The 13,348-nt window shown below is 49.5% G+C and carries 11 protein-coding genes; 9 read left to right on the top strand and 2 right to left on the bottom strand.

Translation table 11 applies throughout. The features are described 5' to 3' along the window. The first annotated feature begins 1 nt into the window (after position 1). The 6 genes from mltG (at position 2) to NTD88_RS26725 (ending at position 8,464) form a co-directional block, all read left to right on the top strand. Complete coding sequence (gene mltG / locus NTD88_RS26700; RefSeq protein WP_262155415.1) at positions 2-1,156, top strand: endolytic transglycosylase MltG; 1,155 nt, start codon at positions 2-4, stop codon at positions 1,154-1,156. A 286-nt stretch (positions 1,157-1,442) separates the two neighbouring features. After that, positions 1,443-2,078: a dTMP kinase gene (gene tmk, locus NTD88_RS26705; protein WP_104925960.1), complete on the top strand. Its 636-nt coding sequence runs from the start codon at positions 1,443-1,445 to the stop codon at positions 2,076-2,078. A gap of 191 nt (positions 2,079-2,269) precedes the next feature. Beyond that, positions 2,270-4,066, top strand: a complete 1,797-nt coding sequence (locus tag NTD88_RS26710; protein ID WP_262155414.1) for a hypothetical protein — start codon at positions 2,270-2,272, stop codon at positions 4,064-4,066. 2 nt (positions 4,067-4,068) lie between these two features. Further along, positions 4,069-6,180 (top strand): site-specific integrase, encoded by a 2,112-nt coding sequence (locus tag NTD88_RS26715; protein ID WP_262155413.1) that lies wholly within the window; start codon positions 4,069-4,071, stop codon positions 6,178-6,180. An 18-nt stretch (positions 6,181-6,198) separates the two neighbouring features. After that, positions 6,199-7,179 (top strand): hypothetical protein, encoded by a 981-nt coding sequence (locus NTD88_RS26720; protein ID WP_262155412.1) that lies wholly within the window; start codon positions 6,199-6,201, stop codon positions 7,177-7,179. Positions 7,180-7,285: 106 nt separating this feature from the next. Further along, positions 7,286-8,464, top strand: coding sequence for a site-specific integrase (locus NTD88_RS26725; protein WP_262155411.1), 1,179 nt, complete (start codon positions 7,286-7,288; stop codon positions 8,462-8,464). A gap of 57 nt (positions 8,465-8,521) precedes the next feature. On the opposite strand, the gene NTD88_RS26730 is transcribed toward NTD88_RS26725, so the two are convergent. Beyond that, the gene (locus tag NTD88_RS26730; protein ID WP_262155410.1) at positions 8,522-9,292 is read right to left on the bottom strand and encodes a serine protease; all 771 of its coding nucleotides are present in this window, start codon (positions 9,290-9,292) and stop codon (positions 8,522-8,524) included. Positions 9,293-9,445: 153 nt separating this feature from the next. On the opposite strand from NTD88_RS26730, the gene NTD88_RS26735 reads away from it, so the two are divergent. Together NTD88_RS26735 and NTD88_RS26740 are read left to right on the top strand one after the other, a co-directional pair. Beyond that, positions 9,446-10,093, top strand: a complete 648-nt coding sequence (locus NTD88_RS26735) for a hypothetical protein (RefSeq protein ID WP_262155409.1) — start codon at positions 9,446-9,448, stop codon at positions 10,091-10,093. Between the two features lie 133 nt (positions 10,094-10,226). Beyond that, entirely contained in the window at positions 10,227-11,621 is a 1,395-nt protein-coding gene (locus NTD88_RS26740) for a hypothetical protein (protein ID WP_262155408.1), read from the top strand. Positions 11,622-11,831: 210 nt separating this feature from the next. Here the strand turns inward: NTD88_RS26740 and NTD88_RS26745 are convergent, their stop codons facing one another. After that, positions 11,832-12,305, bottom strand: coding sequence for a helix-turn-helix domain-containing protein (locus tag NTD88_RS26745; RefSeq protein ID WP_262191772.1), 474 nt, complete (start codon positions 12,303-12,305; stop codon positions 11,832-11,834). Between the two features lie 207 nt (positions 12,306-12,512). Between NTD88_RS26745 and NTD88_RS26750 the strand changes: the two genes are divergently transcribed. Next, positions 12,513-13,250, top strand: coding sequence for a metallophosphoesterase (locus tag NTD88_RS26750; RefSeq protein ID WP_262155406.1), 738 nt, complete (start codon positions 12,513-12,515; stop codon positions 13,248-13,250). Positions 13,251-13,348: the final 98 nt, after the last annotated feature.

Here is a 13,348-nt window from a genome sequence, read left to right on the forward strand (position 1 = left end):
CGTGAGACGTAAATTGTTGCTGTTGCTGGAGATCGGTCTGATCCTGGCCGGCCTGGTGCTTGGGTATTCCGCCTGGAAAGTCAGTTCAGCGGTGAAGCAGCCGCTGCACCTGTCCGGCGAGCAGTTGCTGGATGTCCCCACGGGCACCAACCCCAATCGCATGTTCTATCGCATGGAAAACAGCGGCCTGATCGATGACGCGTTCTGGTTGCGCCTCTACTGGCGCTTCAACATGGCGGGCGTGCCGCTGCACACCGGTGAATACCGGATGACACCCGGCATGACTGTCAGCGACCTCTTCGAAGATTGGCGGCGTGGCGACGTCGTGCAATACAACCTGACCCTGGTCGAGGGCTGGACCTTCCGTCAGGTGCGCTCCGCGCTGGCAAAGCATGACAAGATCAAGCACACCCTCGACGGCCTGAGTGACAGTGAAGTGATGGATCGCCTGGGGCATCCCGCTGTTTTCCCTGAAGGCCGGTTCTTCCCGGATACCTACAAATTCGTTCGCGGCATGACGGACGAAGAGCTGCTGCAGCAGGCTTACGCCCGTCTGGAAGAAGTCCTGGCGAAGGAGTGGGCCGAGCGTCCCGCTGATCTGCCTTATCGCGATCCTTATCAGGCGCTGATCATGGCATCGCTGGTTGAGAAGGAAACCGGCGTTGCGCAGGAGCGCGGGCAGATTGCCGGTGTGTTTGTCCGGCGGATGCGCATCGGCATGCTGCTGCAGACCGATCCGACAGTCATCTACGGCATGGGTGAGCGCTATAACGGCAAGATCACCCGTGCCGACCTGCGTGAGTCCACGCCCTACAACACTTATGTGATTCCCGGGCTGCCGCCGACGCCGATCGCCATGGTCGGCCGCGAGGCGATTCATGCGGCACTCAACCCCGCGTCGGGAAGTAGCCTGTACTTTGTTGCCCGTGGCGATGGCAGTCATGTGTTCTCCGATGATCTGGATGCGCACAATTCGGCGGTCCGCGAGTATCAGCTCAAGCGTCGCGCGGACTATCGCTCCAGCCCGGCACCTCAGCCGGCAAATGGCAACGAGCAGTCGGCGCCCACTGAACAACAGGACGCGCCTGCCGAGCCGGCGGATGTCCCGGCGGCACCGGACGAGGCGCCTGCCACTGGCGAATCTCCTTCGCAATGAACACTAACGAGGACGGCTTGTGAGCGGTTTGTTTATTACCCTGGAAGGTCCGGAAGGCGCGTTATATTCCCTTCGCCTTCAATGTAAACCGCTTTCCATAAACGCTCCTTAGCGAAAACGTCAACCAAAAAGCATCGATCCTTCCCCTCAGGTCAAATCGCCATTCCATCAAAACCGACCGTCAGGTGGGTCGATGGGAGGGCGAGGGCTTTCTTGACGAATAGATTTTCTTCTTCCACGCTGTAAACCAGCACCTTCACTTCGACTCAGATAGCGGGACAAGCAAATGGCAAAAGGTTGTCTGATCGTGTGCGATGGAAACAACGGAGCAGGCAAGTCTTCGGTCATCCGCACGATCACAGAGCACCTCGAATCTCAGCACCACCAGGTGGTTGTCACTCGTGAGCCTGGAGGTACGCGGATTGGTGAAAAGATCCGTGAGGTCGTACTCGATCCAGAAACCCCAGAGCTCTGCGATACCACTGAGCTGTTGCTGTTCGCAGCGGCACGAGCTCAGCATCTGAAGGAGAAGATCATCCCTGCGATTGATGCTGGGAAGGTTGTCATCTGTGACCGCTTCACCCCGGCCACCATTGCTTTCCAACACTATGGCCGGGGCATTGCCCTGGACTTGGTTCAAAGCATCAACAGCTTCGCGCTTGAGGGGTTTGTGCCTGATCTGAACATCATTCTCGATGTAGATCCGGAAGTGGGCATGAGAAGGGTAGCGTCGCGAGGTGAAGGGCTTGATCGCATGGAGATGCAGAAGCGTGAGTTCCTCGCAAGGGCTCGGGATGGTTTCTTACGTCAAGCAGAGGAGTCACCCGACACGTTTGTAGTGATTGACGCGTCTCAATCGTTCGAAGCGGTGAGTAGCCAAGTGCTCTCGGTGGTTGATGCCTTGCTGGCGAAGCTTGGGTAGGTTGGAGCATGCGATACTTAACTCTGTATCGCGATGAAAGAAGCTCAACCGCTACCGATCAAATAGTAATCCAATCGAACTACCTTGAAAGAGAGGATTTCGATTTCTCTCTGCCACTCCATGCGGGACTGCATTACGTATTTGTGCGTGGTGTAGGTATGACAAGGTACGCGAAGGGCTACGAACTCCGCATGGCGATCAACGCCTTTTTAGACTTCGCCTCGGAATACAATGGCATTGTGGTGCCTGGCCTGCGCATAGAGTCATTGAGTGAGGTGGGTGTTGAAGAGTACGCCTTTTTCGAGGAGTTTCTCAGGCGGAACGAGCGTCGGATATACCTAGCTATTCGGTTGAGGTCAGCATTCAAGCTAGTCGCTCGATCTTACGACGACGGGATGCCTCATCTAAAACTGCGGAGGATCGAGCAACCTCCCAGTATCCCATCAGAGCCTTTGAGCGATGACGCTGATAAAGACTTCGTTGCTGCAATGCATAGAGAAGTTTATCGGCTGAAGGAGAAATTAAAGTTTCAAGCGACTGTGGAAGCTGCTCAGCCCTACGATAAGTGGGAAGTGCGAGATATTTGTGCTGAGCTGTACAGTGTTAAGAAAGGTAAACGCTCTGGTTGGATGATTGATCCAGTGCGAGCTGCGGCTACGTTGCAGTACGCTGGCTATCCATTTAGCATAAGTAGAGTATATCACGATGCGCATGCTGAAGATGCAAGGATTTCAACCCTAAGTTCGATGGGGAGAAACCCTCTGCAATTTGTGTTGTCCTGCTGTATATATAAAGGTTTTTTGAGGAATCGGGCACCTAATTCTATCGAGCTGGCTGAATTAATTAGGCTATTGTATCCGACCTCGCAGGATCAAGTTTCTTTGGCTATGTTTACTCAGAGACAACTAGGTTGGAATAAAGAGGCAGTACTAGCTCTGGATGTGAATAATTTTGTGCATCCAATTTCAGAGCTTGCAAAGGAAGACACTGCGCTGCTGTTGTCGCAGAAAGTTAAGTCGCAAGGGCAAGGAATGCCTTACGAGAAGCCAAAACCTGTATTCGCATCAAGTAGTCGTTCATATCCTTATTCTGGCTATAATCTGATCAACTTGGCTGGAGAGTTATCTAGACATTGTCGCGACCTCTTGATGAGAGATGCAAGTGTCGAAATGGATGATCGCCGTCTTTGTTCACCATTTCTATTTATTACATATCCACAGGCACCGTGGAGTCCGTCGGAGCGGATCCGTTCTTTGGACGAGCAAGGGCATTGGAATGCGGGTGTCAAAGGATTTCTAGCTGGAGCAGCCCTCGTAGATGAGGGAGTTCCGCTTTTAACCGGGGCGGATCTCCAGAATCGGCTGAGGGTTACATCGCTTCAGACCAATAAAATGCTTCATAAGCAACCGACGGCCCTTACGGCCTTGATATACGGGCATTCTAACCCTGTAACCACTGATACCCACTACGATCAGTCTGTTTATGCCATGAAAGATCGGAGGGAGCGCTTCTATGCCTTCCAAAAGTCTTTCATCGAAAAAAGCCAAGGCGGTCAGTTCAAAGGGTTTCTGGCAGAACGCGGAGCTGAGAGTGTCAAGACGCCTCGTTTCAGGATAATCACCATATTGGGGCATCATCGAGCGCTATGGGCTTGTATGGACTCTTATAATCCATCCTATCCAGGCAGCCAGCCGTTACCAGAAGGGACGCGTTGCACGCGCTTTGACATGTGTAATGGATGTGACCAATGGTGTGTGTTGGAGGATTCGTTGCCTTTTCTCATGGAAAGATTAAGCACTCTGGAACTACTTATTGAAAGAGATCCTTTAGCTCATACTACCTATGGTAGCGAGCTCGCAGTTCTTCGTTATGTGCTGGACTCATGGGGTAATAAGAATGCACTGGAGGTTGCAAAACGGTATCTGAGGAGTTTTGAAGCGCTTTTACCCTTAGATTTGAAATCGCTTGTCGCTTATATCGAGGACTGATGATGGAAGTCGATGATAATGAGGACGACTTTGAAAGCTTAATGGCGGAGGTTGAAGCCGAAGCTCGCCAAGCGGCCAGCGCCTATTTTGAGGATCTCTATGAAGCATCCCATGGGCATCCTAGTCAGTTACTAGATGATGATCTTCATGAGTACATCGGTAATGATGAAAATACACCTCCGGAACTGGATGCTGAGCCTCAGAGAAAGGGTGGCCTAAAATTCAAATTAGCCGCCTGTCCGTCTGGTGATTTTCCCGTATCAATTTATTCTTCCTATAATCAGGGTCGTTGGGTCTTGATTAAGGATGCCGAATACACTGAAACTGCAATCCTCATAGAAAACGTGCCATCCGAACTTCGCCCGTTGAAGCGAGCAATATCTTACTATTTTTTGCCGGCTACTAATCCCTTTGGCACCATAAAAAGCTTTGTTTCCTCTATGAATTATGCGGAGGCTTTTGCTTATGTGCAGCGGTTTGTACTCGAAGAGAACCATCTAGTTGGTGTGGATGAATTCGCATCTGTAATTAGTGGGGAGATGTTAAATCAGGCTCTTGATGACTGCAAGGCAAATGCATATCCCCACTCTTATTTAATGCTTTTCTTCTATATTAACTTTTGGTTGGCGTTGTCTGCCCAGCGTCTGATTCCTGATGAGTTTTGCCTAGATGTTGGGATTGGCGAAGTTGATACTCTAGAGAGGAGGAAGGATGTATATGAGCTTATTGCCGCTAATTTTGTTGGGTGGAAGCCTTTTTCGGATAATGAGTTGAGTGAGTTGCTAGGGTACGCATATTTTTGGATTGACCAAGGCGTTCCCGTAATTAAGGATGTAGTGCAATATTTGTCTGATTATCCAAGTGTTATGAATGGTAAGAATTATAATTCTACTCGTGTGGATCAGCCGCTCGAAAAGGTGTTGGGTCAGCAAGTGAATGGAGTGGAAATTGTGGGGTTCACAAGTTCAATCTCCGTTCAGCGCCAGCGTGGCTCGGGTGGGCGGATATTTGAATATCGGCGCGTAAATTATTTTTGGAGATATAAGTATCGCATCGCGGTTGATCGGGTTCGGAATGCCATATTTATTTTGTTTTCTCTTTTGACTGGCATGCGAAAGAGAGAAATGGCCACCTTGACATTTGATGATGTAGTATGTGGGGAGGATGGAGTTTGGAGGGTGGATTTTTCAAGATATAAGACGAGCAGTGACCCTAATTTCTTGGGGGATGCGGACTTTATCTCAATTCCTAAATACTTGGGTGAGGCCATACAATCCTTTAAGCAGTTAAGGGAGTTTGGTGGCTATTATCTAAAGGGCTACATTTTTCAGCCTACTTCTGGCAACACTGTAGTCACTAAAACCGACCGCATGATGGAGCGCTTAGTCAGGGCCGTGGGTCGGGAAACTGGAGTAGTGCACTTACATATTCATCGGTTTCGCAAGACCATTGCTGAGTTGTTAATCAACGAGTCAGAGGCCAATATCGATATCATTCGTATGATATTCGGCCATAGCTCCTATGTCATGACTTTGCGTTATATCGCTCGAAATCCATTTTTGGTGGCCTCGGTCTTGGAGACGCTAAAAGAACATTTCGCTGAAGATTTTGTGGACGTAGTACGTGCCATCCATACCGGGGTGTATGCCGGTGAAGCAGCTCACAGAGTCGCGGAGCAGGTCGGCAAGCGGCCTGAGCTTTTTTCTGGCACGGTTCTAAAAACCACGGTCATGCAATACGTGACGCATTTATTTGAGGGAGGTTCTTCGCTTCGTATTCAACGCACATCAATTGGTACTATGTGCTTGTCCCATATTTACCATGATCAAGGTGAACTTCCACCTTGTCTTGCATCCGTCCCTGATTTGATTTTTCCGGTTAGGCCTGATTTTTCCAATTGTCAGATTCATTGTGAAAACAATCTGATCTTGGAAAATTCTAAGGATGCAATTGAGCATAATTTAAAATTTTATAGAACAATTCTATCGAATGCTAATAACCTGAAGCCAGGAGCAATCAAAGAACTGGAAAGTAAGATTTCACTAAACGAAAGGCTTCTGGAGGAATTGCTGACTTCTGCCGCCAAGAAGATGAATCTCAAAATGTTTGAGTGAGCGAGGAGGTTTCCTGTTGTGAGTACAGCTGACACTGAAGAGAGGCTCGTATCAGTAATTTGCGAGTATTTTCTGAGCGGGCAGAAGGAAAAGCTTACCATTAACACCGTGTGTGAATGCGCATCTATATCCCGGCAGGCATTCAATAAGAATTATAAACACTTGAAGCCGTTCATCAAAGGTCAGCGGAAAGTCGATGAGCTATTGCTCCGGCAAGATATGGATGCTCAGAAGGTCATAGTGCAGTCGCAGAAATTGGTGCGTGATTTAGAAATTGAGCTCCAGGAGTTGCGTACCTCAGAATCCGCTAGATTTGCTGAGTTCGAAAATAACGTTTTTTCTTCCTTTATGACCAGCGATGTGCTTACGCATCGTGCCAAGCAGTTGACTGTGGAGCTCCGAAAGAAAGCCCTGCATGTTGAATTACTGAAGCGTGAGCTGGATGCGAAAGATGTCGAGTTAGCTCTGGCGCACGCTCACCACGAACCGCCACCGCCATCTAAGCGCGCTAAAAATTCAGATATTCATATTTTCAAGCCAGATCTAACGACCTCCATAGCCAGCTTTTCGGCTGAAAGCGATCAAGAAGCGTATCTGGCCCTGAAAGTTAAAGCTATCAACGCCATGCAGCAAAAAGTGCTAAAATTATTGAGGCAGGGCACCATTAGGGTCGTTGTGTTCCAAGAGCGATACCTTTGTTCGTTTGAAAAGTTTATCGAACGAAACTTTTCAAAGAACGATGAGCCGGTAGCGGTAGTTAACTTACCGTTAAGCTCTCGGATGGACGTCAGAGAGTTTGTCCAAGTCCTGAAAGGCGCGGTGCCCCTGGAGCTTTATACGTCCCATTGTGATAGTGAAGCTACGATCAATGCGCAGCGTGCGTTCCTGTTCCAAGGTATCCCTGAGTTTGAATTCAAGGCGCTGAGTCGGGAGTCTTTACCCACCATCCAGGATGGATATGACAAAGTGACGATCTTCAGGGTCGTTCAGGGAGATTAAAATAATTTCCATAATGAGAAGGCTGCTCACATATAAAGATGTATTTAATGTTGGGAAGAGCAGAACTCATTATGTGCTAATTGCCAAAATAAAAAAGAAGATGACCATGCTCAGTCATCCTAATCTTTATCTTCAGGATATTGGTTCGTCGATCCCCACGTCGAATAAATATTCTAATATCATTTCAATGTTTTACCGCTACCTTTCTTGCCTGGATAAATATTGCGATGTGCCAGTGTCTGGCTATCACTCTCTCGTAGATAATCAGGATATAAAGAGTTGGCAGATACAGAGGGAGACTGATCGTGTTGCCAAGCAGGCATCAAGTCCGAGTACTGCAACCATATTGGATGATGCGAAGATTGTGTATAAGTTCTTTGAGTGGCTGAGCAAGAAAGGGTATAAAAGTTGTGTTAATTTTCAATATACTACATGGCGGCCAAATTTTAAAGATGAACAGCTGCTGGCACATATCAAAACTAGAGCATTGAAAACGCTCGATGGTCGAGGGGTGCGTGCTCTCGACAGGGAGAATAATCAAGGTAAATCCTACACGTTGCCTACTAATCACGAAATGAAAAGTCTGATTTTGGGCTACCATGATCCGGTCTACGCCGCCATGTTCAAGCTCTCGCTTGGGACAGCGATGAGGCCTATGGAACTCTGTGAATTTCCTTATATTGGCAGTGGTAAGAATTCCCACATCTTGCCATTTGAGAGCATGCAGAAGCAGGATGGTACGGTTGAGTACCATATGGTTGGCAAAGGTGAAAAGTCACGTAAGATCGTCATAAACGTGCTTGACCTGAAGGCCCTTGATGATCATTACATCCAAAAATGCTACGGACATCGTACTGGACTGTACGAGAAACGCTTCGGTAAGCCTTGTCCGCCGTCAATATTGTTTCTGACGTCTCGGGGTATACCCGTAACATCCAAGATGGTATCTCGCCGTACCGTTGATGCGAGGAAACGAGCTAGGGATAAAGATTCGTCTATAAGGGCGTCGGTGCGATTCTATGATGCTCGTCACTGGTGGCCCACCATCTTCCTCATAAAGCGTTTCGACAAAGCATTGCTGGGCCAGATGAGTGAGGTGCGCGACGCTGCGGCAATGCAGGTGCTCAAAAACCAGATGGGGCATACCCATCTGATCACGACGTATAACCATTACCTGGATCTTGCTAGGGTGGTTATGTTGGCCCACGAAGGCTTTGTCCAAGAACTTGTCAGTAAACCATCCGAGACCATCGAAGAGTATTTGGAGTCCCCTAAATTGCTCTAGGATCTTCCGACTCGCGGGGGTGCCTGAGTAGCACTCATATAATCGAACGCCTTCCGCTTAATTTCGAACGCCCGCATCCTCTGGCAATACCGCTCCCATCATTTCCATCAGCATCATTTTGTGCAAGTAGTACGTGATCTTCTCTGCTGGAATGAAATTAAGCAGTCCCTTCGGGTCGCTGGCTAGGGTGGTCATTCCAGCGAATTTATACAGCCCGTCGACATCCGCAATCACCACCGAGCCGCTCATGCCGTTGAACTGTCGTGGGCGCTGACCCACGACTTTTACGGTGGAAAGGCCCTTAACCCCTGGCTCTGCAAGCTCCCCTCGTAGCCAATGCAACTTTGCTCCCAAGATCTTATCTTGGTGGTCATACTCGCGGTCTGCTTCCGGATAGCCAAAGACGTGGAAGCCTTCAGCGCGACAGAAATCATCGGTTTCAGCACAGTTGGCCGCATCCAGGCTCGTAAGTCCTGCAGCGTACAAAGCGGTGTGCTGCGATTTCACGATCCTCAGGATGGCCAGGTCACCATCCGGATCTGGGTCAGACTCATCTTGGAATACTGCACGTTGGTCGAACAGGATCGAGATCGGGGCGTTGCGCAGCAGAATCCGCAAATCGTCGTGAGCTGCGCACTGGTTGTTGAGTACGTGTAAGGCAGTCACGATGAAGAGTTCGCCTCCGTACTCCAGCACGAATGCTGTGCCAGCCCCGCCATGGGTCTGATCCCAGCCCAGGTGCTCGCTGCTTAGAATTACGGGGTGAACCTGGCCATGCATCATGTCAGTGAAGGCTTGCTCCGACATGAATTCTTCCGAGTCCTGCATGCTGAATCTCCCCTCGATGACGTTGGCGTGCCCGATGCCGCCACAGTGAGTGCATTCTACCCTGGACGTCTGACCCGGAAGCGACCGTAGTAAAGCGCTAGGAGTAGATTTTCCCAAGCCTTTGCCATGTAATGGCCACTACACCGATTGGTAGTGATCGTTTCCGAGAAGGAGCTTGCTTTGGTTGATGCTGCGGTTGTTGAGCGCGTTTTCTGCGTGGTGGATAGGTGCCTGAGGGCCCAGTTCCCCGACGACTTCTACAAGCGATGCTTATACGCGTCCTTTGGGGTGCACAGTCTGCTTCGAGCCATGGGCCACAGCCCGGCGATAGTGGGCGGAAATTTCTTGGCCTTCGTCGTGTCGCGGGATCAGCGCCAGGGGTCGATGCAAGGGTATGGATCAGAGTCCGGGGAACACTCGCACTATTGGATTGAGCTGGACGGCTTGATCCTTGATCTAGGCACGTACTACTTGCCGGTGGGCTCAAGGTTCTCTGCCTCCGAAATGCCAGCCATGGTCTGGGACAAGGGTTACCGCATGCCCAAGGGGCTGAGATACGCTCCTCAAGCCATGTATGACTCACCACAGGTGGTGCATCTCGAACCGCATATTGCCGAGAAGATGGAGCCGTTCCTATCAGCCTGCCACGCCAGAATGGCGCAGCCTCTGGTCAAGCCGAAACTTGGGAAGTGGTTAGTGACGTCGCCTTCTTCGATCAAGAAGGCAGCGATCAAGGGCGACGTTTGGGCTCGTGCTGTGATGCGATACGAGTCCCTACCAGCTGAGCCACTGCCGTTCTAGCGCGAGCCCACCGCCTCGCCACCTGTAATGATGAGCGCGTGATCGACGAGTACTCGCCGGTTGAGCTCGGAGTGGAAGATTTCATTGCCCTGCATCATATTGCGGATATTATTTAGCTTGATTGGAGGTGTTGATGCAGGAATTAATTAACCAGGCCGTAAAAAGGCTAATAGAAATAATTGACTCTAAGGTCTCTAGTCAGAAAGTTGCTTTGCAATTTGTCCTTGAAGAGCTTGATGCGGCGCGACACGGAACTGAATTTGTTCGAGATAGAATTAAAAGTTTTTATTTCAAGGAGAGCGATTACGTCGGTGCAATGGAACGTAGTTGGGCAGATGTCGATGGAGATTCTGGGCCTCAGCAGTTCTTGGTTAGAATCACCACAGAGCTTTTCCATGCGGTAGGGGGTGATGTCGCCGCAGCAGTGAGGATCTCTATCGTAGAGTACATAATTCATCACTATCGATTTGGTCGGTTTTACATTGATCAGGAAGTTAGAGTGGCGTCAAAGCCATTGAAACTATTTGAGGCTCTGGCTTGCGAAGAAAGCCTTCTCCATCCTCATTATCAATATTTGTTGAAAGCCGAAAACGCGCCTCTTAGGGATGTCATAGCTCGCTGGGCAGGTGGATTTGAAGATAGGGATAATAAGTTTAACTACGAGTTTCAGACTACGTTCAATTCATCGTTTTGGGAGATTTACCTGTTCCAATGCTTTAAAGATTTAAATATGCCTGTTGATTTTTCTAAGTCTAGTCCTGATTTTACAGTGGCGACTCCGGCTGGAGAGTCACTGGTTATAGAAGCTGTAACTGCAAACCACGCTCATGATTCGTCTCCTGAGTGGATTGCCGAGGATTTAAAAACTGATGTCGATTTTTTGAATTTTTCTTGTGTGAGAATTTTAAATGCAATTGATGCTAAGCATAAGAAATTCTTAAAATCTTACTCTAAGCTGGAGCACGTTAAGGGGAGGCCATTTGTAGTCGCGCTGGCTCCTTTTGAGCAGCCAAAATTTTTCATGCAGAATAATGAAGCGATTATTAGGGTTCTGTATGGACAGGGTATCGACAAGAACAATGGCTTCGCTGAGGTCAGAACTCCTGTTGCGTTAAAAAATGGAAGCATACCCCTCGATCTCGGCATTTTTACAAGTAGTAAGTACAAGGAAGTAAGTGCGTTGATTTTTTCTACCACAGCCACGATAGGGAAAGTGATCACGCAGACATCATTGCCCAGGGATATAAGGTGTAGTAGGTATCATGAGCAACGTGGGCTCATACTCGAATTAAAAGACAATGCGACTCACTTCGAGACGCACCTTGATGGATTGCAGGTTCATCATAATCCTTATGCGGAATACAGGCTTCCGGAGGAGGCGTTTGATAGGTATGAAATAACTCACTACTATTATGATGTCTTGTCAGAAACTATTGATAACCAGCAAAAAAGCTATACGTTGATTTCGAGAAATCCCATGCCTTCTTCATCGGCAGGTGACGCAAGTGTCGATGGTGAAGGCTATTGATTGCTTTTTCTCAGTTAAATGGAAGCTCTGAGACGTACGCTACCCCCTGCATCTGGCAACTATGGGGCTGTAGATAAGCGTTCCCTGCGAATTTGCTAATGCGCAGCGGTATAGATACTGAGTAGCATCCGGCCTAAATAGCATTGGCACCGTTATCTCGATCTCCGTTTCGTGAAGTGGTGATCGACCGTAACTCTAAGCAAGTTCAGCTCACGACTTTGAATGCCAGTACTGACTCACAGTCGATTTCGAGAGCCCAAGCAACCGCCGGATCTCGGCCTGGGTCTTCCCCTCAGCCTTCAGCTGCAGCACCGCATTTTTGTTTTCGGAATTCGCCGGCTTGCCTTGGGATCGAGAGACAAGCTCTCCTTCTACGATCTGCTCTTGCAGCAGCGCCAGGCCACCAGCGGCCTTGAAACGATCCAGTTCACTCTGGGCTGCGACGATGGCGTCATCAGGTGTCTGGCCGCGCTCAAGCGCTATGCACATCGCCATGAACGCAAGGAGGTCAAAATCCAAAGCCTTCGCTAGGGAAGAAAGCTTCTCGATGGTGAGCTTGGATTTCCCGCGCTCGATCGAGCTTACGGTCGTGCGAAAAGTCGAATCGTTGAGCTCTTCGTAGCTCAGCCCGCGTTGCTGCCGAACTGCCCTAAGCGCTGCACCTATCTCGTTTTTCAGCGTCATGATCGTCCGAAAAAAGTCAAGATAGAGCCACACGCCGCTGGTTCTGATAAATAGCGTAGGTTGTGCTTATGAGAACTGATCGCTATGATGTTCATTCTGACGGCGTGCTCGGGTGGAGATATATGACGATCGCCATACATCCCACCGTCTCTGTTGGAGACGAGTGGGATTGTCAATTTACGCTTAAATCGAATTAAGAGAGGCCCTATGAGGGTGTACATCCTCTCCGACCTGCACTTGGAGTTCACCGATCTCCAGCTTCCATCATTCGCCCCAGGAAGCCTGGATCTGGTGGTGCTTGCCGGTGACATTCACAAGCTGGACAAAGGCGTGCGCTGGGCCAATGAGACGTTTAGCTGCGACGTGCTCTATGTGCTGGGCAATCACGAGTTTTACTCAGGCCATTTTGATCGGACGCTTGAGAAAGCGCGCAGCGCTGCTCAAAGCCATGTCCATGTGCTCGAAAATGAGTCGTACGTAGCAGGCGGGATTCGGTTCTTGGGAACAACCGGCTGGACGGATTTCGGGTCGACCGGCGATGTGAGTGCTGCAATGTCCATGGCGCGTTCGACGATGAACGACTACCGGATGATACGGGCAGATCAAAACTATCGCCGGCTGCGCCCTGTCGACGTCGCCATTAGGAATCAACGAGCGAAAATATGGCTCGCTGGCGAGCTAGAAAAGCCATTCTCTGGCAAGACTGTTGTTATCACGCATCATGCGCCTATCCTCGAAGTGAGTGACAGCGAGCATGAGGGCCATCTGAACGCGGCTTACTGCAATTCATGGTACGACCTGGTCGACCGAGCTGACGGATGGATTTTTGGTCATACCCATCATTCGATCGATACTGTGCTCTCGGGCTGCAGATTGATCAGTAATCAGAGAGGCTACCCAGGAGAAAGGTGCGGTTTCGATCCTGGGAAAGTAGTGAAATTTTGATGAAGGCAGTGCGCGGTGGCCAGTAGACAAATGACTCAAACACTAATTTTTGATGTTCCTCCAGAGGTGGAGGCTGCTAAGTCCGTCGACTGGGGTGT

It is taken from the genome of Pseudomonas sp. 20P_3.2_Bac5 (assembly GCF_025466035.1).
Lineage (GTDB): Bacteria > Pseudomonadota > Gammaproteobacteria > Pseudomonadales > Pseudomonadaceae > Aquipseudomonas.

What these genes read in the sequence shown, in the direction of transcription:
- NTD88_RS26715 (WP_262155413.1), top strand. Translation starts at nt 4,069, where the DNA reads ATGGAAGTCGATGATAATGAGGACGACTTTGAAAGCTTAATGGCGGAG.
- NTD88_RS26730 (WP_262155410.1), bottom strand. Translation starts at nt 9,292, where the DNA reads ATGCAGGACTCGGAAGAATTCATGTCGGAGCAAGCCTTCACTGACATG.
- NTD88_RS26725 (WP_262155411.1), top strand. Translation starts at nt 7,286, where the DNA reads ATGCTCAGTCATCCTAATCTTTATCTTCAGGATATTGGTTCGTCGATC.
- NTD88_RS26745 (WP_262191772.1), bottom strand. Translation starts at nt 12,305, where the DNA reads ATGACGCTGAAAAACGAGATAGGTGCAGCGCTTAGGGCAGTTCGGCAG.
- NTD88_RS26710 (WP_262155414.1), top strand. Translation starts at nt 2,270, where the DNA reads ATGGCGATCAACGCCTTTTTAGACTTCGCCTCGGAATACAATGGCATT.
- NTD88_RS26750 (WP_262155406.1), top strand. Translation starts at nt 12,513, where the DNA reads ATGAGGGTGTACATCCTCTCCGACCTGCACTTGGAGTTCACCGATCTC.
- tmk (WP_104925960.1), top strand. Translation starts at nt 1,443, where the DNA reads ATGGCAAAAGGTTGTCTGATCGTGTGCGATGGAAACAACGGAGCAGGC.
- NTD88_RS26740 (WP_262155408.1), top strand. Translation starts at nt 10,227, where the DNA reads ATGCAGGAATTAATTAACCAGGCCGTAAAAAGGCTAATAGAAATAATT.